This window comes from Ulvibacterium sp. (assembly GCF_028285715.1).
In the GTDB taxonomy this organism is placed as follows: Bacteria; Bacteroidota; Bacteroidia; order Flavobacteriales; family Flavobacteriaceae; genus Ulvibacterium.
In genome coordinates this window covers 374,429-396,183 of record NZ_JANQOO010000021.1, presented here as the reverse complement: position 1 = coordinate 396,183, position 21,755 = coordinate 374,429, and the positions used below count along the sequence as shown (strand labels likewise).

Genomic DNA, 21,755 nt, shown 5'->3' with positions numbered 1-21,755 from the left:
AAATGAATATTGTTTCACCTTATCTAGGAGGCGGTTGACTTCGGTTTTCCCATTTTAAATCGCTGAGTATGGAGCTTTTTATTCCGATAAAGAAATACCAGCGTTCAAAATTTCCAAAGGGTGTCCAGTTAAAACGGAGCTGGAAACTTTTTAAATCCCGTTCAAAACGAAGCTGGGTTAGGGTAAACCCTTTGTTCTTAAAATCGTATCCGGAGGAGCCACCGACCTTCCACCTAGGGGATAATTGAATATCTCCAGAAAACATAAGGGAATGACTGCTAAATTCATTTTGGCGCTGGTTGTTCGCATATGTGGCGGAATAGGCCAATCTAAAATTCCATGGAATTTTGGTGCCGTAAACCGGATTTTCCACATCTTCGGATTCCCTTTCGTCTCCCCCCCTGGGCGGTTCATTGAATTGATCCGCACGACCAAAAAGGTCATCGGTCCTACCGCCACTTTGAGCGACATAATCATAAGGGTTTTCATCATCCTCTTCACCTTCCTCCTTCTTTTTTTTACCAAATGTCTCGCTGTCAATGGAATACCCAATGTTAACATTGGCCCTGGTCAATCGAAAAAGACTGCCCCCATTATCTATGTTAAAGGTGTTTATCCGGCGACCATTATTATCTATGGCATAAGGATCCAAGCCGGCTGAGAAGTTAATGGCCATTTTATTGTTCAGAATATTGGTACCCCCATTAATGTTCAAAGGGCTTAATCGTAACGAATCTGCCTCAAAATTATAACCTGTGGACAAGTTTAGATTGCTAAGTAGCGGAATCTTTTTAGGTTCCGTGGCCGTCGAATCCTTATCCCTCACCTTGGCCTCAAAGACATTGGCCAGTGAAAATCCTATATTATTAGATCTCCCCAAACTAGGAGCTCCGTTTAAGGTCCCTTGAAACCTACTGTATTGCACTACTTCTCCATCTCCATCTATATACTCATCATAAAACTGTTCAAAGGAAGGAGCGAAACCATAACTTAGTGAAGGTCGCATGACATGACGGATGGCCTGTATTTTTTTATCCTCCCCGAAATTGAATGTTCCATAGAGCGTAGTACCTATACTTGCACTAAAATTGTAGGTATTGTAACGGTCAAATCCGCTTATCGTATCACGTACAACACGATCCTCCTCTGCATCAAAGCGCTGATTAAAGGTCTCAAGGGTCCATACATCCTCATAATTTCCTCCTACACTTACACTAAAAAATTTGGCTACCTTAAAGTTAGTGCTTATGGGAATCCTGTGCCGTGCCCCAACCCTGGCATTGTCGAACATCCTCCCTGTCAAAAAATCATCATCGTTTGTGGTAAGGCTATTTCGCGCATTTACATCGTATTGAAAATTGATATTTTGGATTACACCTTTTTTAATTCCATCGCGTTTGGCGAAGGGGAATATTCGCTCTAGACTACCTTGAAACGTGGGCAGGGTCATTTGAATATTATCCTCAGGGGCATTAGGGCTCGTATTCTGGTTATGCGTGGCCGTAAGACTTAAATTTACCGAAGGATATTCCGGAAAAGTCTTGGAATACGAGATGGATGAATTTAAGCTATTATTCTGGGTATTGGGTAGGTTTTGTTGTAATAACGAGTTCTGAAAATAGGTGCTACTCCCTAAGTTCACTGAGGCTTGGAGGCGCGAATTGGGATTGGCTTTGGCATCCTGGGAATGACGTATTTGAATATTATATATAGTCTGTCTGCTATAATCGCTGAAACCTCTTTGACTGGTGACTAGATTTTCATATCTGAAATTGATATTTCCCTGATATCTATAGCGTTTGGAATAAATGGATACACCCCTAAAGCCATAACTTCCATTGGTATAAAAGTCACCTGTAAGGGTGAGATCTACATAGTCGCTTATGGGAAAATAATATCCACCGCCTTGAAGAAAATACCCACGGTCCGGATCATTTCCAAAGGTAGGCATCATTAATCCTGCAGTACGGCCAACAGTAAGAGGGAAATAGGCAAAGGGCAAGGCTATGGGTGTGGGGACATCCGCAATATAAAGGTTGCTAAACCCGGCAATAACCTTTTTTTTGGGTACAAATTTGGCCTTTCTAACCCTAATGTAATAATCGGGATCTATGGTGTCCTTGGATGTGGTTAGTTTTCCCTCGTTTAAAAAATATACAGAGTCGTTTTCCTTTTTGGTAATCTCTGCGTATACCTTCATGGCATCACTTCCCAATTGACCTAGACCGGCCTGTTGCTCGGTACGTGAATTCCATATCAATGCTTTTTGGGTATCAAAGTTAAAACGGATAGAATCTGGTATTACCTCATTACTTCCCTGTTTAAAAAAAGGAATTTGCGTGTAATTGCCTAAGGAATCTTTAATGCGGCCGGCGTAAACCTCGTTTTTTATGTAATCCAGGATAATGATGCCCGCCTTTAGTTCGGTGTCTTGATAGTAGATTTCGGCTTCATTGTACAAATATATTTTTTGGTCTTTTTGGCTCAACTTAACATAATCCTTGGCCTTATATTTAATTTGATCCAGTAGAATGGATTCCTTCCTATTTAAGGAGTCCGTCTGGGTAGAATCATTGGGGATACTATCCTGTAAGGCAGTAATGGGAAATAGGGGGGCTATTATAGTGTCCTTTTGCGCTTTTATGGGCAATGGAATAATTTGGTCTTCTTGGGCGTTTAGCCAAATTGAACCAACCAAAAGCAGCAATAGGAAAAGAAAATGTTTATTTGATTGCAAGGCTATATATCCTATTTTTGTAAAGGTTTGGCTTCCCCCTAGCTTTGGGATTGGAGATCAAACTTACATATATTTTTTGTTCCCCTAATAGGGTATTACCATAAATTTAACCAAGTAGGGAGCATCAAAACGCTACGTTATTATGAAAGTAAAACGGTTTCTTCCTATCATTTTTTTATTGTCGGCGCCACTACTTATTGCCTTCAACAAGAACAGTACCGAACCGGATAATAATGACCCATTTGTTGTTGTTTTGGATGCCGGTCATGGCGGCCATGATCCCGGAAACCTAGGAAATGGATATTTGGAAAAAAACATCGCCCTAGGAATTGTCCTAAAGGTTGGGGAGATGTTGGAACGCCATCCGGATATTAAGGTGGTATACACCCGGAAAGATGATACGTTTGTAGATTTATTCGTAAGAGGTGAGATAGCCAACAAAGCCAATGCGGACCTTTTTGTATCCGTACATTGTGATTCACATTCTTCAGACGCCCACGGAGCTGGGACCTTTGTACTTGGATTACACGCCAACAAACAAAACTTTGAAATAGCCAAAAAGGAAAACTCGGTAATCTATTTGGAGGATAATTATGAAACGAGATATGCGGATTACGATATCAATTCTCCCGAATCCATTATTGGATTGACCATTATGCAGGAAGAATTTTTAGATCAAAGTATATTACTTGCCAAAATAATGCAGGAAAAGTTTTCCGAGAAACTAAAAAGAAATGATAGGAAAGTTAAACAAGCAGGATTCATTGTATTGCACCAAACATTTATGCCCAGTGTATTGGTGGAGACCGGGTTTTTAACCAATAGGTCCGAAGGAGCCTATCTAAATTCACAAAAAGGACAAAGCGAAATGGGTACGGCTATTGCTGAAGCCATCCTGAAATACAAGGGTAACGTAGAAGCCAATACGTCAAATGTCCCAATACAGGTACAAGCCACACCTACACCTGAAGTACCGCCATCAAACAATGAGGTTGTTATGGAGGCAGAAATGGAACAGACTAAAGAGGATGTGTCCGATATAAAGGAATCAGGTACCCCATTGGGAGAAACGCAAAAAAAGGATATCCCACCCTCAAAAACACCGGAAGATACTCCCAAGGCCATTGAGATTGCCCAAGAAGAAACCCCTCAGCAGAATAGCAGTAGCAGTACCATTGAAAATCCGAAGAGCATGACGCCTCCTAAGAGTAAGGAGACGTCCATTAAATCTTTGGCCAGTATCGTGTTTAAGATACAATTAATGGCAAGCTCAAAGGACTTAAGCCCTACACCGGGTAATTTTAAAGGTCTTAATAAAATTTCCAAAGAACCCTACTTGAACCTTTTTAGATACTTGTATGGCAGCACTAATTCTTATAAAGAAGCAGAAATGTTAAAATCTAATGCGGATTTAAAAGGGTACACAACATCCTTTATAGTCGCCTATAAGGATGGGAAGCGTATTTCTGTTCCTGAAGCCTTAAAATACGTTTCCGAATAACTCTCGTCTTCAAAATTTATTTCTAATTTTGTTGGCAATAGAAAATTTATCCTTTTGAAGCTGTCTAGGGAAATCAAAACAGGAATCATTGTTATTGGCGGAATCCTGTTGTTTGTCTTAGGATTTAGTTACTTAAAATCGACTCCTCTTTTTGATGACAACATAACGCTTTACGCGATTTATGACAATGTTGGTGGATTACAGCCCGGGACCCCTGTTTCCATCAACGGTTACAATGTAGGAACGGTCAATGACATTCGATTTAGTGATGATTCAGGGAGATTATTGGTTACCTTTTCGGTAAAAAGTGATTTTGAGTTTTCAAAAAACAGCTCTGTAGAACTTTATGATACCGGAATCATTGGGGGCAAGGGCTTGCAGATAAACCCGATTTTTGATGGGGCTCCCATGGTTACCAAATATGACACGCTACCCACAAAGACCAGGCCCGGCTTGACGGAATTGGCACAACAAAAACTAACCCCATTATTCAAGAAGTTTGAGTCAGCGGTTACCGATGCGGATTCTGTACTAATGAATGTAAACGATGTGCTGGATGACAGGGCCAGAGGTGATCTAAGGGATGCCATACATGGCCTCAGCGGCTTGGTAAATAGCCTTCAGGGAAGTGCCGAGGTGCTCAACAGGTTATTAAAGAATAATGAAGGTAAGCTAGATAGTTCTTTGACCAATTTCAAGGAGCTTACCCATAATTTCTCAAAACTTTCAGATTCCCTGAACAATGCAGGTTTGGGAAGAACCCTGGCCAATCTAGAATCCACTATGGCCAGTTTAGATAAGGTAATGTCCAAAATAGAGGAGGGTGATGGAACCTTGGGCAAACTTATGAATAACGAAGAGTTGTACATTAATTTGAGCAATGCCTCAAGGGAATTGGATTTGCTTTTACAGGATTTCCGGTTAAATCCCAAACGCTATGTCAATGTTTCCGTATTCGGTAAAAAGCAAAAGGAGTATACTGTTCCGGAGAACGACCCTGCTGAGAAAACAGATGAACAATAAATGCAATATCTTCCCAATATTTTGTTTGTTGCTGCCTTGGTAGCAGGTATTGGATTTTTTATCCGAAATGTTAAGAAATTGGCCCGGAATATAAAATTGGGTAAAAAGGCGGTTATAACGGACAATACCTCCATGCGCTGGAAGAATATGTTAAGGATAGCACTCGGACAGACCAAGATGGTCGTTAGGCCGATTCCGGGATTGCTTCATATCATCGTTTATTTAGGTTTCATAATCATTAATATAGAAGTCCTGGAAATCATTATTGACGGTGTTTTGGGAACCCATCGCATTTTTTCCTCTTTGGGACGGATTTACGACTTTCTTATCGCCACCTTTGAAATATTGGCCCTGTTGGTTATTATTGCCGTAGTTATTTTTTGGGTACGCAGAAACCTTATCCGTTTAAGACGCTTTATAAAGCCGGAAATGACTGGCTGGCCCAAGACCGATGCAAACTGGATTCTTTATATAGAGTTGATTCTTATGGTTCTCTTTTTGACCATGAACGGGGCGGATTATCAATTGCAGCATTTGGATGCTGCCCATTATACCAAGGCAGGGGCTTTTCCCATAAGTCAATTCTTCACAACTTTTTTTGATGGCATGTCCATGTCTTCTTTGATTTTGATTGAGCGTAGTGCTTGGTGGCTCCATATTTTGGGAATCCTTTTCTTTTTAAATTATCTGTATTATTCCAAGCATCTTCATATCCTGTTAGCCTTTCCAAATACCTACTTTGGTAAATTGGGCCCAAAAGGGAAGTTTAATAATTTGGAGTCTGTTACCAATGAAGTAAGGTTGATGATGGACCCTTCAGCGGATCCCTATGCCAATTCCTCCGAAGTTGAAACTGGAGAGGAAGTCCCTAAATTTGGTGCCTCCGATGTAATGGACCTGACAAGAATACAGTTGTTAAATGCCTACACCTGTACCGAATGCGGCCGCTGTACCAACGAGTGCCCTGCCAATCAGACCGGTAAAAAACTGTCCCCAAGAAAAATCATGATGGATACTCGGGATAGATTGGAAGAGGTGGGAAAAAATTTGGATGCCAACAAAGGGATATTCGAGAATGATGGAAAACAATTGCTCGACGATTATATAACTCGAGAAGAACTTTGGGCTTGTACTTCCTGTAATGCATGTGTGGAGGCCTGTCCCGTAAGTATAGACCCTTTGTCGATCATAATGGACATGCGACAATACTTGGTGATGGAGCAATCCGCGGCGCCCTCCGAACTTAACAATATGATGGGCAATATAGAGAATAACGGAGCTCCATGGCCATTCAATCAAATGGATCGACTCAATTGGGCAAAAGAAGATTAGTATGGAAAGCGAATTAAAGGTGCCTACCATGGCAGAGCTATCTGCTACAGGACAACAACCGGAAGTTCTATTTTGGGTGGGGTGTGCCGGAAGTTTTGATGACCGTGCCAAAAGAATAACCAAGGCATTTGTGAAAATCTTGAATCGGGCACAAGTATCCTTCGCCGTTTTGGGGACGGAGGAAAGCTGTACTGGAGATCCGGCCAAAAGGGCGGGCAACGAATTTTTATTTCAAATGCAGGCCGTGTCCAACATAGAAGTCCTAAATGCGTACGAAATTAAAAAAGTGGTCACCGCTTGCCCACACTGTTTCAACACCCTGAAAAACGAATATCCTGAACTTGGAGGGAATTACCAAGTAATGCACCATACCCAATTTCTGGATGAATTGATAAAGAATGGCAAGATTACCTTGGAAGGAGGGAAATTTAAAGGGAAACGGATAACCTATCACGATCCCTGTTATTTGGGTAGGGCAAATAACGTTTATCAAGCACCTAGGGATTTGATAGCGAAGTTGGACGCTGAATTGGTCGAAATGAAAAATTGCAAAAAGAAAGGATTATGTTGCGGTGCGGGTGGAGCGCAAATGTTCAAGGAGCCGGAAAAAGGGGATAAGGATGTGAACATTGAGCGGACGGAACAGGCCCTCGAGACAAAACCGGATATCATTGCCGCGGCTTGTCCTTTTTGTAATACTATGATGACGGACGGAGTTAAGAATAAGGAAAAGGAAGGTGCCATAAGGGTTATGGATGTAGCCGAATTAATTGCCAATTCGGAAGACCCTTAAACCTCGGGCACTGTAATAATCCCTTTGGGATTTGGTTTGGAGTTTATATTTTTAATCAGTAATTCTACAAAATATGTTAGTGCATTTCAACGATTTGCCGAATACCTCCAGAATCTGGATCTATCAAGCGAGTAGGAGCTTTAGCCAACAGGAGTTGGAGCATCTACAGCAGGAAATGGACGATTTTATCCAGAATTGGACAGCCCATGGCAGTGAATTAAAGGCGGGTTATGAGATTCCTTATGGCCGTTTTATTGTTATCGGTTTGGATCAGTCCAAAAATGCCGCTTCAGGCTGCTCTATAGATGCATCCGTTCACTTTATGCAACATTTGGAAAAAAAATATAACGTGGTGTTATTGGATAAAATGAACGTGTCCTACAAACAAGGGGAATATATAGCCTACAAACCTTTGATGGATTTCAAAAAAATGGCCAAGCAAAAGGCGGTATCCGAAAAGACTATTGTTTTCAATAATTTGGTAACCAACAAAGCGGAGTACAAAGAACATTGGGAAGTGCCGGCATCGGAGAGCTGGCATGCCCGATTTATGTGATTTGCCGGTTGGTGTAAAAGTTGTGCTAAGCGCAAGATGCCCATATCATCAAATAGATATAATGCAATAATTTTTTTGGTTTTCAGTTTTTCCCCTTAGATATTTTTATATGCGATTCTGCTTAGTTATTTCTTTGTTCTTTCTTGTTGTTTTAGATGTCCAAGGACAAAGGAACCCTTTGGTTGCAAAAGATAGTTTGGCACAATCTTCTTGGGTAGATGAACAATATAATAAGATGACCTTGGAAGAAAAAATTGGTCAATTGTTCATGATAAGCGTAGCTTCAAATCGAGGTAAAACGAGTACGGACAAGCTAAAGGATTTCATAAAAGAACATGGAATTGGGGGTGTTATTTTTTCTACCGGAGGCCCGCAAAGGCAGGCCAAGCTTACCAACGAATATCAAGCTATTTCCGAACTCCCTTTGCTTGTGGGTATGGATGCGGAATGGGGATTGTCCATGCGTTTGGATTCCACATATGCCTTTCCCTGGAACATGACCTTGGGGGCCATTGGAGATAGCTCTATTTTGGAGAAGGTGGGCTATCGGATAGGATTACATGCAAAACGGTTAGGAGTTCATATCAATTTTGCCCCGGATGTGGACATCAATATAAATCCACAAAACCCGATTATTGGCAATCGGTCTTTTGGTGAGGACAAAGAAAACGTGGCCCAAAAGGGGATTATGTTTATGAGGGGCATGCATAGGGCAGGGATACTGTCAAGTGGTAAACATTTTCCAGGACATGGGGATACGGCCACGGATTCACATCATGCGCTACCCCTTATTAATGTCACCCGGCAAAGATTGGATAGCATTGAACTATATCCCTTTCAAAAGCTTATTGATGAAGGTCTTAGTAGTGTTATGGTGGCCCATCTTAATGTTCCGGCCCTGGAAATAAAAGAAAATCTTCCCTCATCCCTATCCGAACAGATTATATCGGGCCTTCTAAAGGAGGAAATGGGATTCAACGGATTGGTTTTTACCGATGCCCTGAATATGAAGGGGGTAACCGCTACCCGTGATGAGGGCGAAGTGGAATTGGCAGCATTTTTGGCAGGCAATGACATCCTATTAATGCCCGGTAATATTATAAAAGCAAAGGAAAAGCTTTTGGAGGCCTATCAAAGGGGTCGAATCACGGAAAAGCGACTATCGACATCGGTAAAAAAAATCCTGATGGCCAAATATAAGGTGGGACTAAACAACTACGAACCTGTACAGGTACAGAACCTTTATAAGGATTTAAATTCCTTAAGAGATGATTTGGTCTATGAGGAAGCCATCGAAAATGCCATTACCGTGGTCAAGAATAATTTTCACCTTATGGGCATCAAGAAATTGGAAAACAAGAAGATAGCCTATGTTAAATTTGGAGATGCTGATAGTGACCCCTTTTTTGAAGAATTGAATAAATATGCCTCGGTAGCCCAGATCAACGGGAAGGATATCGTAACTCTGAAAAGAAAACTTACGGATTATAACTTGATCATCATCGGATATCATAGGAGCAATGATAGTCCATGGAAACCCTATAAACTTTCGGAAAGAGAGCGCGTATGGTTGTCGGAAATCGCAAAGCAGCGAACATCAAATACAATTTTGGCGGTTTTTACCAAACCTTATGCCTTAATGGATGTGCCATCTTTTAAGAGCATTGATGGGGTAGTAGTTGCCTATCAGAACAGTGATATGGCCCAAAGAAAAACCGCCCAACTTATTTTTGGAGCCATACCTGCCAAAGGAATCCTTCCAGTAACAGCGCACCCGGATTTTCCGGTAAATACTTCTATCCGTCTTGAGCCATTAAAGCGATTGGGATATAGTTTCCCTGAAAGTGTGGGTATGAGTTCAACGAAATTAGCCGAAATAGATAGATTGGTATCGGATGGTCTGGACTCATTGATGTATCCGGGAGCCCAAGTTTTGATCGCAAGAAAGGGTAAAGTGATTTATAATAAAGGATTTGGAAGGCCAACTTATAAATCTACCGAGAATATTACATCGGACCATATCTATGACTTGGCGTCCCTTACCAAGATACTGGCTACTTTGCCTTTGGTAATGAAAATGGAGGAAGAGGGGAAAATTGCTTTGAACAACACCTTTCAGGAGCTTGTGCCGGAATATTCGGATACAGAACTGAAAAACGTCACGGTTTTAAAGGCTTTATCCCATTATGGGCGGCTTCCGGCATGGATAGCTTTTTATGTAGACACACTGGACAAGGATAGGAAGCCTTCCAAGGATTTTTATAGAAATGAGCCTGCGGATGGTTTTTCCTTTAAGGTTTCGGATAATCTTTATCTAACGGATGCCTATCAGGATTCCATTTATAATAGAATTGGTAGACAAAGATTAAAGTCCAATAGATATCGCTATAGCGACGTGGCCTATTTTGTAATGAAAAAATACATCGAGGAGGCCTATCGAACCCGCTTGGACAAATTGGCCAATGACTTCTTATATAGGCCCCTAGGAGCCTTTAATACAAGTTTTAATCCTTTAAATAGATTTCCCAGAAACCGAGTTGTGCCTTCCGAAGTCGATGAATATTTTCGTTATCAAATAATACAAGGGTATGTTCACGATATGGGGGCTGCCATGCAGGGAGGTATTGGTGGACATGCAGGGCTTTTTAGCAATGCTAATGATGTAGCCAAGATAATGCAGATGTACTTGCAAGGCGGATTTTATGGTGGAACGAGATTCTTGGATTCAAGGACGGTCAAAAAATTTAATACCTGTTATTTTTGTGATAAGGACGTACGTAGGGGAGTGGGCTTTGATAAACCTCAACTAAAGGATAAGGGACCTACTTGCGGATGTGTTTCTCGAAAAAGCTTTGGCCATAGTGGTTTTACAGGCACTTATACATGGGCCGATCCCGAGGAGGAAATGGTATATGTTTTTTTATCCAATAGGACATACCCAACTGCCTCCAATACCCTTTTGGTCAAATCGGGACTGAGAACAAGAATTCAGCAAGCGATCTATGATGCCATTATCGATTAATTGAAGTTTTAAATCGGTATACTGCAATACTCAAGGACCGTTAATTTCTAAACTCATAAACTTTCCTTAATTACCAACTGCCATACTAATCGACAATTTCGTTTTCATTACATTTGAAAAATGAAAATCGCTATAGTATGTTACCCTACTTTTGGGGGTAGTGGTGTTGTAGCCACGGAACTGGGAATAGCTTTGGCCGGAAGGGGCCACGAGGTACATTTTGTCACTTACAGACAACCGGTACGCTTGGAACTTCTTGGCAATAGGATACACTTTCATGAAGTCCATGTTCCGGAATATCCCTTATTTCATTACCAGCCTTATGAACTGGCCCTATCCAGTAAACTGGTGGATACCATAAAATTATATGGCATAGAGCTATTGCATGTACATTATGCAATCCCGCATGCCTATGCCGGATACATGGCCAAAAAGATGCTGGAAGAGGAGGGTATTTTTGTACCTATGATTACTACTTTACATGGCACGGACATTACCTTGGTAGGCAATCATCCGTTTTACAAGCCGGCGGTAACCTTTAGTATCAATCAATCCGATGTCGTTACTTCGGTCTCTGAAAATTTAAAGCAACGTACACTGGAGTTTTTTGATATCCAAAGGGAAATAGAAGTAATCCCCAATTTTATTGATAAAAGTAAGTATAGTGTCTCTTTTAAGGATTGCCAAAGATCCTTGATGGCCAAGGATGAAGAAAAGATTATCACGCACATAAGTAACTTTAGAAAGGTAAAGCATATCCCCGATGTCATTCATATTTTTTATCGGATACAGGAAGAAATGCCGGCAAAGTTGATTATGGTCGGAGAAGGACCCGAAAAAGAGAATGCAGAACTACTTTGTGATCGCCTTGGGATAAGTGAAAAGGTAATTTTTTTAGGGAATAGCCACGAAATAGATAGGATACTTTGTTTTTCGGATCTCTTCCTTTTACCTTCAAAGTCGGAGAGTTTTGGTTTAGCCGCTTTGGAAGCTATGATCAACAAAGTGGCCATAATTTCTAGCAATACTGGTGGAATTCCCGAGGTAAATCAGCATGGTATAACCGGTTTTTTAAGTGAGGTGGGTGATGTGGAAGACATGGCCAGGAATGCAATAAAAATCCTTGAGGATGAAAAACGGTTGGAGGAATTTAAACAAAATGCTTATAACGTAGCGTTGAAGTTCGATATTCTAAAAGTATTGCCCTTATATGAGGCCATTTATGAGAAAGCCTATAAAAGCAGATACAAGAATTCCTTTATGTAGGATACTAGGTAGTAGCTTTATTGCTCTTTTAACCTTGTTTCTACTTTCCTGTTATGGTCAAAAGAGAGCATTGGAGCAAGATCAGGAAAAATCAAATACAGACCCTATACTTACCTTATTGTTGCAGGATGATTACAGCGGTTTGGATATTGAGGAAACAAGTATTATCACCAACACCAAAACACTACAAGCTTTTTTTGTAAATGTAAATAGAACCAGAAAACCGGGCCTTCCTCTGCCAGAAGTTGATTTTTCAAAGGAGACAGTCCTAATTTATTGTAGCGGTGAAATAAATCAACATGTCCGGCCCAAACTGTCCATAGCGGATGTAACGGACCATTCCATCATTATAACTCCCACTTTGGAAGAGAAGCAAAAAAAAGGTGCTTCCCTCGTCATTACAAGCCCATTTAGCATTTACAAAATACCTTCTACCCAAAAGAAGATTATCTTCCAAAAAAATCGATGAACGAAAACCCTCATGTAGTCCATCGAAAAAAATCGCTTTTCATGGCTAAGGCTTTTAGTAAATAACTGTTTGCCATACCTTTACCTTAGTATTAGTCCTAAATTTTTGAACCTATGAAATGCTATGCCCTACATTTATTTGTACTAATCTCATTTGTTTTTAATCCTGCTTTTTCACAAGAAGAGAATCTGGAACTCACCTCTAAGGATAGCGTTGTCGTTAGTTCCTGGGTGGTAGGTCTGGGCATTAACATTGTAGATGATTCCGCTACACCCTTTGGAGAAGGCATTTTGGATATTGGTGATACTTGGCACACGGTTCCGTATCCTTCCAGAATAAGTATTGGTAGGTTTTTTAGAAATGGAATTGGCGTAGAAGCTATTGGCACCTACAATAGATATAAGGAAGGTAAGATTGTGGATGGTGCCATAAATAACAGTCTTAGGGAATACTTTGCTATTGATGGAAAGATCAGTTATGATGTCAACAAGATTATCGGAGAAACCGGATGGTTTGACCCTTATCTTCATGTTGGTGTCGGCTATAGCTCAATAGGCTCGGTTGGGAGAAGTACGGCAAATGCCGGTTTTGGCTTTAATACTTGGTTTAGCGATCGATGGGGTTTAAATTTTAATACTATGGGCAAATGGGGAATTCCAGAGGAGTCTACAAAACAATTACAGCATTCAGCGGCGGTGGTTTATAGATTTGGGATAAAAAAGGAATTGTCCAAAAAAGGGTTGGAAAAACTAGCCCTCATTGAAGCAATGGAAAAAGAGAAACAACGTGTAAATGATTCCATAGCTGCAGCGAATCGGGCGAAGGAGGAAGCGGCACTAGCCCAACGATTGGCGGAGGAAAAAGAAAGGGCCTTAGCGGAAAAGGCGAGGATTGAGGCAGAGAAACAGCGAAGGCAACGCATAGAAGATAAAATAAAGGAACTTGGGCACGTATATTTCAATTTTGATTCCCACTCCCTAAACAACGATTCCAAAAAAGCCCTTGAAGGATTGGCAAATATTCTAAAGGAAAATCCTGACCTTAAAATCAAAATCGCCTCGGGTACGGACTCAAGGGGACCATCTACTTACAATTTAGGACTTTCCGAGAGACGTGTTGCGAGTACCAGGGACTATCTATTGAGTTTAGGAATAGATGCTGCCAAACTATCCACAGAGGCCTATGGTGAGGACAATCTACTAAATGAGTGTGATGATAACACCTATTGCCCCGAAGCGAAGCACAGAATCAATAGGAGGTCCGAATTCATTCTGATATTTTATTAATAACTGGCAGACCTTGTTTTTATGATGTATGGTCGGTTTTCTATGGACTATAACGTGTGTATGTCATGTTTATAAATAAATTTGTAAATCGAATGAATTATACATGGCCAATATTTGGGTAACGGGTGCGAGTTCACTTATAGGATATGGAATTTTAAAATCAATTAGGAGCACAAAGAAACCGTACAGATTAATCGGTACTACAATTCATAAAGACTCCATTGCACCAGCTTTTACGGATATTTGCATTAAAGCACCTTTTAGCGGTACGGACGGCTATATCGACTGGGTTATTTCAGTAATTAAAGACCATAATATAGATTTGGTAATTCCCAGTTTTGAAGAAGATGTCTTTTTTCTAACTGACCATCGAGAACAAATAGAGTCAACTGGTGCGAAATTAGTTCTGAATACTCAAGACTTGGTTTGTTTATGTAAGGACAAATGGGAATTTTACCAAGTATTGGAAAATAGTGCTTGTCCCCATGTTATACCTAGTTCGCTTTCTTCTGAGTTTAGGGAATTGGAGAGCAAATTTGGTCTGCCACTACTATTAAAACCAAGAAGGGGCAATGCTTCCAAGGGGATTGTTAGGGTTTTGAAGGAAGAGGATTTTGAACTTCACAAAGGGCAGATTGGCAAGAATTTAATGGTCCAGCCCCTAATTGGCAAGGATGATGAGGAGTTCACAACCAGCGCATTTTGTGATGGAAAAGGCGGATATTATGCGATAATTACCCTAAAGAGAGAATTGTCCAAGGGAGGGTACACCAATTTGGCAGAGGTTGTTGATAACAATCAGATTAAAGCAGCTGTTCGTAACATCTGCAAGATTTTGAAGCCCATTGGTCCCACAAACTTTCAGTTTAGGATACACAATGGAGCGGTTTATCTATTAGAGATCAATCCGCGTTTTTCCTCGTCAACATCAATGCGATATGCCTTTGGGTATAATGACGCCTTAATGTCAATCGAATATTTTTTGGATGAAAAAATTCCGGGACAACCAAAAATTAGAAACGGAAAGGCAATTAGATATATTGAAGACTACATAGTTTACTCATGAAAATAGGAGTTATATCGGACATACATGGAAATTACGAGGCACTTAAATCGGTATTGCGTGAATTGGACAGATTGGGAGTGTCGGAAGTTTATAGTTTAGGGGACGTAGTAGGCTATTTTTCCCAAGTCAATGAGTGTTGTGAAGAACTCATTAAACGTGAAATCCCAAATTTAATGGGCAATCATGACTGGTATTTGTGCAGTGGTGGCTTTTGTTCGAGAAGTAGAAGTGTCAATGATTGCCTAGAGTATCAGAAGAAGGTAATCACCAAGGCTAATATGGATTGGTTGAGAAAAAGCCAAATTCAGAGATTTGTTAGGAACATTCATATGGTACATGGAGGTTGGTCCAATCCAATTGACGAATATATCTGGGAACCTTCCAAGGACTATTTTTCAAAAATTGCTGGTAAAGTATTTATGTCCGGCCATACGCATATTCAAGTACTACAACAATACGGAGACAAAACATATTGTAATCCCGGGTCCGTAGGACAGCCACGGGATAATAACCCAAAAGCGGCATTTGCTATTGTCGAGGATGATTCTATATCATTGCATCGTGTTGAGTACGATATGGAAAAAGTATTTCAACTAATGAAAAGGGCCGGTTTTAGCGATTATTATTACGGTAGTCTAAAGACAGGTGCCAAAAACTTATGTCGACTTGAATAAGAACATTGTAGTTTGTAACAATAATCAAATGCTTTAAAGCTAAACTAAGTGTAACCCTCCCTAAAATGACCCCCTCTCTTTAAACCGTACAGTTTTAATTTAGAGGATTCCGGGCGAATAAATGTTTAACTTTAAACAAGTATTTGCTTATGAAACGATCAAAGTATTCGGAGTCGCAAATCGTATTTGCGATCAAACAGGTGGAGACAGACACGCGTATCCAACAGGTCTGTCGGAAGATGGGTATCAGCGAGGCCACGTTCTACGATTGGAAGAAGAAATACGGTGGCCTGGGGGTCTCGGAACTACATAGGTTGAAGAACCTCAGAGAGGAGAATTCACAGTTAAAGAAACTGGTAGCCGACCTGAGTTTGGATAAACAAATCTTGAAGGACGTGCTGAAGAAAGTTCTGAAACCTTCCCGAAAGCCCGGGATGGTCAATAACATCAGGATGAAGTACAACATCTCCATTCAGCGTTGCTGTGAGCCCGTATTGCTGCACAAAAGCGTGTTCTATTATAAGGCCAAAGGGGGGTAGTGATGAACTTTTTTGTATTTGGATGAACGAGATTGCTTCCGTACGATTGCGTTTCGGACGTTTTGACCTTAGATTCAGTCCTTCCTCACAAATAAACCCGTATACATGCGCTTGAGATTGTCCATAAAGCCTTCTCGCCTTAAAAGGATATGGATACGCCAGAACCCATAGTGCAACCGTTCCGCCTTACATAGACGACCAAATGAGGGTAACGCCTTAAGTTTGAACGAGTGTTGGAGCATGCCCACCTCTCGGCAGACGGGGATTTTGTGTGCTACCAGCTCTATAATGGTAGACATTTCAGGGCCTTGGCCGTAGTGGCTAATTATAGTCGCAGGTGTCTTGCGACCCATGTGGGAAAGTCGCTTAAGGGAAGTGATGTCGTATAGGTGATGGAAACCATTAGTTTAGGGAACGAAGTACTCCCTAAACGCATCATAGTGCATAACGGGAGCGAGTTCATCAGTATAATATTGGACAAGTGGGCATACTGGAACGACGTGGAATTAGACTTCTCAAGACCAGGCATACCTACTGAAAACCCATTCATAGAAAGTTTCAATAGCTCAATCAGGGACGAATGCTTGAATGCCAACTGATTCTTTTCTTTGGAAGATGCATAGGAAAAGTTCGATATTTGGAGAGAGGATTACAATGGTTTTAGACCGCACAGCTCGTTGGGGATATGTCCCATGGAGTACATTGAAATGAATCAAAATAGCTTGGATTCTCTAGTTAGCACTGGTACCTAAATATGGGAGGAGGTCATCATCAAGACATTTATTTTTAAAGAAAACTGCCCTAAGGATGAGGGGAATTATAAACATTTGACAGAGTTTAATTTACACTATCCCCAAAGTATCCGAAAAATAACCCTTCTTCCCTGGTAAGAATGTTTTCCTATAAGGATTTATATCTCAACTCCAGTTTTGCCTTGAAAAGGTTGGTGCTAATGTTTCCATTCAAATTCCTAATGCATGATTATAACCTAAAACTTTTGAAGCATGCACCTTAGTGGCTTTTATTTGGGAAGGTATTTTTTTGGTATTGGGTTTTGAGGTGTTTCGCGTGTCCAATAAAGATTAACAATCCACCACCTATTGTCATGGAACAACAACTGAAAACTATTAATGCCTCTCATGTAAGGAACTTCATCTTCTTTGCTGTGAAACGATTCATAGGTACTCCATCCGTGGGCTATCGGACCAAAAACCTCAACAGTCTTATGAAGTTCGTTTTCAAAAAAATCCGTGGTTCTTTTATTTTCCAACCAATCGCCAATGCCGTTTACGTAATCGTCAGGGGACAAATAGCGCGGGCGCACGATTCCTTCAAGGTCTCTTTCGTAAAGTACACATTTTGCATCCTCAAGAAAAAGATATCTGAAGAGATCCCAGTCTCTTTTCTCGCCTTTTTGTCCGCTGATAACGGAATATAACGTCTCTATGATTGCATCAATAGAACTTACATTTTCTTTATATTTATTTTCCATTTTTTGGTTACAATTTACAGGGTGTTGATTATTTTTTATTTCGATTTATAAAACTATGGCATATATTATTTTGGAATCGCCAAAACTTGCTCTTTATATCGATAAAAGACCGTAGTATCATCTTTTACACTTCTATTGACGATCATGCCAGCCTGAATAACATTGTGATTTCCAATTTCAACCCTAGGAACCACGGTAGATCGAATTCCGAAATAGTTGTCATCCCCAATTTTGACATGTCCAGCTATACCCGAAGTCGACAAGAAATTATTTCTTCCGACTATACAATCATGGCTAATGAAACTGTAGGTGGTCAAAATGTTATAATCCCCTATAGTGGCATGGTCTTCAATGACACAAAAAGGATACATTATGATTCCCTTTCCCAAATCGGCATTTTTCGGAACAATAGAACTAGAGTGTATAAAGCTTCCTATATGGGCCTTCTTTTTTTCCAAAATTTCAATAATTTTTTTTCTAAAATCAACATCCGCAATACAAATCAATACTTCGTGGCCAGATTCCGGGATGTATGAATCTATATCCCCTAATATGGCTGCTTTGTAGGGATATTTGTTATAATATTTAGTAAGGTTTTCCTCATATTCTAGGTATCCCAGAATGTTTATTTGCTCTTCTGCATTCACTTTGGAGTTGTTGTCTTCGATATAGAAGGTAACCTCGGATGCGCATCCGCCGGTTCCAACAATTACTACATTTCTCATTGCTAGTTAATTTGTTTGTTGATACTTAATATTAGTAATTTTCATAAACAGCTCTATTGTAGTTTTTACTCTTGTTGCAAATGACCTATATCTTACTTTGTATAAGTTCCTTTAAGCCTCCTATTGTATTAGAGTCATTTATCTCATCGTTGGATAATGCGACCTTGAATTCCGAATCGCAGTAGGCGATTATTGATAAAATTGTTAGGGAATCCCATACCTCAAAAGAAGTAAGTTCATCCTCGAGGGAAATAGAATCTACCTCTAACAACTCTGCTATTGCGTTTTCAAAACCTTCCATTATATTATTTATAATCAATTATTTCACAAAAATCTAACGGCCCCAGACGTAAAAGGATCGATGCCCAACTTAATCCAACACCAAAGCCGGCCAAACAAATCGAAAAAGACTCCTTTTCCAATTTTTCACCAATATTGAATGCAATTGTCGTCGGAATCGAAACACCGCTTGAATTGCCAAATCTTTCTACAATGTTGTTCGGCATTTTTTGATAGGCAACTTTCATTTTGTCAGCCAGTTTTTTTAACATGAACTTATTGGGTTGATGAAACATGAAGTAGTCTACTTCGCTTTTTTCGGTATTTGCCTCGGCCAAGAGTTCCTCAACCATAGTTGGAATCTCCCTTTGAACAAAGTTGAACACCTCATCTCCTTTCATCATAAGATGGTCTAAAGATCTGACATTACCTGCATCGTCCTCTTTCATCAACGACGTCTCGGCCGTTGAAGGTGTCTTATAGCCACCTGCAGGAATGATTAGCACGTCAGCTCCTTTTCCTTCGACCTTTACAGTACCATAAATCGTACTTTCTTTCTGATCCTTTTCAATTATGGTAATTGAAGCACCGTCCCCAATTTGTGGGTTGTTGTTGCGATCTTTGGGAGAAACTTTTTTGCTTAGGGTATCTGCATTAAGGAGCGCTACCTTATTGATTTCCTCTTGATTGAGCAATTGAAAGGCTTGGTTAAGTCCAATTACATAACCTGAGCAACCTTGATTGATATCCATACAGACCATATCTTGTTTGAGCCCTAAAGCACCATGGATCACATGGCTGGTTGGGGGCATAAAGTAATCCGGGGATTGTGTGACCAAAATCAAGGCATCCAAATCATCTTTTTTAAGTACCCCTTTCTGAAAAAGATAATTGAATCCACAAATACATAGATCTGATACGGTTTCTTCTTTTACAATTCTTCTCTTGTCATAACCCATGATGAGCTTAAGCTTCATCGATTGAGCCCTAGAGAAATTGTAGTTGTCAATATTATCTTCAAACTGTACCTCTCTGGAGGGCAGAATGTTTAGTATTCCCGTTATTTTTTTATTGTTGAATTTCAGTTTCATGTGGTAACCCCATTTTTATGTAACAATGCCATTATCTTATCGACGGAACCGAAATTTTCAGGCAATATGTCCGTGCCATCGATGGAAATGCCAAAAGTTTCGTCCAGACTGGTAACCAATTGCACAACATCGAAAGAATCCAACATTCCATCGGTAATGAAATCTTCAGAATCCTCAAAGTCGAATTCTGGACGGGCCTCTTGCAATAGTGTAAGAATCTTATCCTCTACTGTGTTCATATTAAAGTTTTATGTAAATTCTTTTTTTTTAAGTCTATTTGACAAGGCTTTTCTATCAATTTTTCCACTGGCGTTCAAAGGCATTTTCTCCAATCTGAAATATTGTGATGGAATCATGTACTTTGAAAGTCCTTTAATGAGTTGTTTTCTGAATTCCGCGACCGGGATCTCATTTTCGGACTCGTAAATCAAGATGATTTTTTTGTAGTCATAATCATAGAGCACGCAGGCAATAATACCTTCAAAACTGCTTGAAATCGCGTGCTCGATCTCACCCAATTCGATGCGATATCCCAAATGTTTGATTTGATTATCTATTCTCCCAACAAAGATAATTTCCCCTGCATCGTTTTTGTAGACCACATCCCCGGTTCTATAAATTTTTTCAGGATAGGAAGTATTAAGGGGGTTTTGTACAAAAACTGAAGACGTCTTATCAGGATTTTTCCAATATCCCAGGGCAAGGGAAGACCCTCGAACGCATAATTCGCCCTCTTCATTGATAGTACATGGTTTGTTCTGTTGGTTTAAAATCAGTACATCACTATTTTTACAGGCCTTTCCTATGGGAAGGACTTCGTCATCTTCGAACTTTCTATCTACAATGTAGAAAGTACAATCAACCGTGATTTCGGTGGGGCCATAGAGGTTTGCGAAGAGCACTTCGTCATCGGTATTGTATATCCAATAATTTAAGGGTTTCATGGGCATTACCTCTCCTGCAAACAGCAATTTTCTAAGCGAAGGTATTTTAATGCTCTCTAGTAATCTCATTTTGGCTACGTTTATCAAGACAGAAGGTACCCAGAAAACAAAGTTCACCTTATGTTCATTGATGTATTCGAGCAATTTGGCAGGAAACGCAAAGAGTTGTTCTGGAATAAGACATAGGGTTGCTCCCGTAAATACCATTAAATGGATATCCAAAGTCGAATTGTCAAAAACCAGTGGGGCCTGATTGCCAATTATCTCTTGCTGACTGATGTCAAAGGTGTCAATGGCCCAATTGATATAATCAAATATTGAACGGTGCGAAATGACGACACCCTTCGGTACTCCTGTCGACCCAGAGGTATGAATAATATATGCAGGGTCAGTATCAATGCATTCCATATAACCAACTGGTGCCTCATCGTCATTGTTGAAATTGAGTTGATCCAGATTAATAATAGGGAATTGATCTTTAAGGTTATGTAGTTTTGACTCGTTTTGAGAATTAGTGATAATACAAGCTGGTTGTAGCTGCCCACAAATTGCATGAATGCGATCAGCTGGATTGTGAATATCCAGTGGCGCATAGATATTCCCACTATATAGTGTCCCAAGTATGGCGGTAATAGCAATCGTAGATTTAGGTAGGAAAATCGCTATAGGAGCATTAACTCCTTCATATTTCTGATTAATTTTATGCCCAAGATTTTGCGCCCTAGTCTTTAATTCAGAAAAACTAAGCTCTCCCTCCATATCTTTTACCGCAATTTTTTGGGGATATGTATCTGTAGTGCGGTTGAAATAATCAATGATGTTAATGTTCACAAGTAATATTTATCTTTAGATAAAGATATGGAGGCTTTACTTTCAAACCTTATTTTTTCGACTAAAAAACATTTTTGTCCTATTAAGATGAATCAAGGATTGAGAATTCATTTACATTCCATATCAAAC

Annotated in this window: 20 protein-coding genes and 1 pseudogene; 13 read left to right on the top strand and 8 right to left on the bottom strand. The window is 40.1% G+C overall.

What is annotated here, in order from left to right:
- Window positions 1-19 precede the first annotated feature (19 nt).
- Complete coding sequence (locus Q0993_RS15765) at window positions 20-2,737, bottom strand: putative LPS assembly protein LptD (protein ID WP_299534798.1); 2,718 nt, start codon at window positions 2,735-2,737, stop codon at window positions 20-22.
- A gap of 142 nt (window positions 2,738-2,879) precedes the next feature.
- Here Q0993_RS15765 and Q0993_RS15760 point away from each other — a divergent pair, with 142 nt between their 5' ends.
- The 12 genes from Q0993_RS15760 (at window position 2,880) to Q0993_RS15705 (ending at window position 16,264) form a co-directional block, all read left to right on the top strand.
- Window positions 2,880-4,238: an N-acetylmuramoyl-L-alanine amidase gene (locus tag Q0993_RS15760; protein WP_299534795.1), complete on the top strand. Its 1,359-nt coding sequence runs from the start codon at window positions 2,880-2,882 to the stop codon at window positions 4,236-4,238.
- A 54-nt stretch (window positions 4,239-4,292) separates the two neighbouring features.
- Window positions 4,293-5,261 carry an MlaD family protein gene (locus Q0993_RS15755; protein ID WP_299534792.1) on the top strand — a complete coding sequence of 323 codons (969 nt, stop codon included), beginning with the start codon at window positions 4,293-4,295 and terminating at the stop codon, window positions 5,259-5,261.
- The gene (locus Q0993_RS15750; RefSeq protein WP_299534790.1) at window positions 5,262-6,593 is read left to right on the top strand and encodes a (Fe-S)-binding protein; all 1,332 of its coding nucleotides are present in this window, start codon (window positions 5,262-5,264) and stop codon (window positions 6,591-6,593) included.
- A gap of 1 nt (window position 6,594) precedes the next feature.
- The gene (locus Q0993_RS15745) at window positions 6,595-7,386 is read left to right on the top strand and encodes a (Fe-S)-binding protein (RefSeq protein WP_299534788.1); all 792 of its coding nucleotides are present in this window, start codon (window positions 6,595-6,597) and stop codon (window positions 7,384-7,386) included.
- 73 nt (window positions 7,387-7,459) lie between these two features.
- Window positions 7,460-7,942: an ABC transporter ATPase gene (locus tag Q0993_RS15740; protein ID WP_299534786.1), complete on the top strand. Its 483-nt coding sequence runs from the start codon at window positions 7,460-7,462 to the stop codon at window positions 7,940-7,942.
- 109 nt (window positions 7,943-8,051) lie between these two features.
- Entirely contained in the window at window positions 8,052-10,964 is a 2,913-nt protein-coding gene (locus Q0993_RS15735) for a glycoside hydrolase family 3 N-terminal domain-containing protein (protein WP_299534784.1), read from the top strand.
- Window positions 10,965-11,084: 120 nt separating this feature from the next.
- Window positions 11,085-12,230: an N-acetyl-alpha-D-glucosaminyl L-malate synthase BshA gene (gene bshA, locus Q0993_RS15730; protein ID WP_299534782.1), complete on the top strand. Its 1,146-nt coding sequence runs from the start codon at window positions 11,085-11,087 to the stop codon at window positions 12,228-12,230.
- Window positions 12,187-12,699, top strand: a complete 513-nt coding sequence (locus Q0993_RS15725; RefSeq protein ID WP_299534780.1) for a hypothetical protein — start codon at window positions 12,187-12,189, stop codon at window positions 12,697-12,699. Before bshA ends, Q0993_RS15725 begins: the two co-directional genes overlap by 44 nt.
- Before the next feature lie 113 nt (window positions 12,700-12,812).
- A complete protein-coding gene (locus tag Q0993_RS15720) occupies window positions 12,813-13,985 on the top strand; it encodes an OmpA family protein (RefSeq protein WP_299534777.1) in 1,173 nt (390 codons plus the stop codon).
- Window positions 13,986-14,088: 103 nt separating this feature from the next.
- Window positions 14,089-15,051 (top strand): ATP-grasp domain-containing protein, encoded by a 963-nt coding sequence (locus Q0993_RS15715; protein WP_299534774.1) that lies wholly within the window; start codon window positions 14,089-14,091, stop codon window positions 15,049-15,051.
- On the top strand, window positions 15,048-15,725 hold the full coding sequence (locus tag Q0993_RS15710; protein WP_299534772.1) for a metallophosphoesterase family protein: 678 nt from the start codon (window positions 15,048-15,050) through the stop codon (window positions 15,723-15,725). The genes Q0993_RS15715 and Q0993_RS15710 overlap by 4 nt, the downstream gene beginning before the upstream one ends.
- 149 nt (window positions 15,726-15,874) lie before the next feature.
- Window positions 15,875-16,264 (top strand): transposase, encoded by a 390-nt coding sequence (locus Q0993_RS15705; protein WP_299534770.1) that lies wholly within the window; start codon window positions 15,875-15,877, stop codon window positions 16,262-16,264.
- A 74-nt stretch (window positions 16,265-16,338) separates the two neighbouring features.
- Here Q0993_RS15705 and Q0993_RS15700 read toward each other — a convergent pair whose 3' ends face one another.
- Complete coding sequence (locus Q0993_RS15700; RefSeq protein ID WP_299534992.1) at window positions 16,339-16,617, bottom strand: hypothetical protein; 279 nt, start codon at window positions 16,615-16,617, stop codon at window positions 16,339-16,341.
- Between Q0993_RS15700 and Q0993_RS15695 the strand changes: the two are divergent.
- A pseudogene (locus tag Q0993_RS15695) lies at window positions 16,528-17,016 on the top strand (integrase core domain-containing protein); the annotation flags it as partial. The gene Q0993_RS15700 and the pseudogene Q0993_RS15695 overlap by 90 nt on opposite strands.
- A 269-nt stretch (window positions 17,017-17,285) precedes the next feature.
- Here Q0993_RS15695 and Q0993_RS15690 read toward each other — a convergent pair.
- The 6 genes from Q0993_RS15690 to Q0993_RS15665 form a co-directional block, all read right to left on the bottom strand.
- The gene (locus Q0993_RS15690) at window positions 17,286-17,756 is read right to left on the bottom strand and encodes a hypothetical protein (RefSeq protein ID WP_299534768.1); all 471 of its coding nucleotides are present in this window, start codon (window positions 17,754-17,756) and stop codon (window positions 17,286-17,288) included.
- A gap of 65 nt (window positions 17,757-17,821) precedes the next feature.
- Window positions 17,822-18,481 carry an acetyltransferase gene (locus tag Q0993_RS15685; RefSeq protein WP_299534766.1) on the bottom strand — a complete coding sequence of 220 codons (660 nt, stop codon included), beginning with the start codon at window positions 18,479-18,481 and terminating at the stop codon, window positions 17,822-17,824.
- Window positions 18,482-18,566: 85 nt separating this feature from the next.
- On the bottom strand, window positions 18,567-18,782 hold the full coding sequence (locus Q0993_RS15680) for a phosphopantetheine-binding protein (RefSeq protein ID WP_299534763.1): 216 nt from the start codon (window positions 18,780-18,782) through the stop codon (window positions 18,567-18,569).
- A 4-nt stretch (window positions 18,783-18,786) separates the two neighbouring features.
- On the bottom strand, window positions 18,787-19,851 hold the full coding sequence (locus Q0993_RS15675) for a 3-oxoacyl-ACP synthase III family protein (RefSeq protein WP_299534761.1): 1,065 nt from the start codon (window positions 19,849-19,851) through the stop codon (window positions 18,787-18,789).
- Window positions 19,848-20,090: an acyl carrier protein gene (locus Q0993_RS15670; RefSeq protein ID WP_299534758.1), complete on the bottom strand. Its 243-nt coding sequence runs from the start codon at window positions 20,088-20,090 to the stop codon at window positions 19,848-19,850. Before Q0993_RS15670 ends, Q0993_RS15675 begins: the two co-directional genes overlap by 4 nt.
- 9 nt (window positions 20,091-20,099) lie before the next feature.
- On the bottom strand, window positions 20,100-21,626 hold the full coding sequence (locus tag Q0993_RS15665; RefSeq protein WP_299534755.1) for an amino acid adenylation domain-containing protein: 1,527 nt from the start codon (window positions 21,624-21,626) through the stop codon (window positions 20,100-20,102).
- Between the last annotated feature and the right edge of the window lie 129 nt (window positions 21,627-21,755).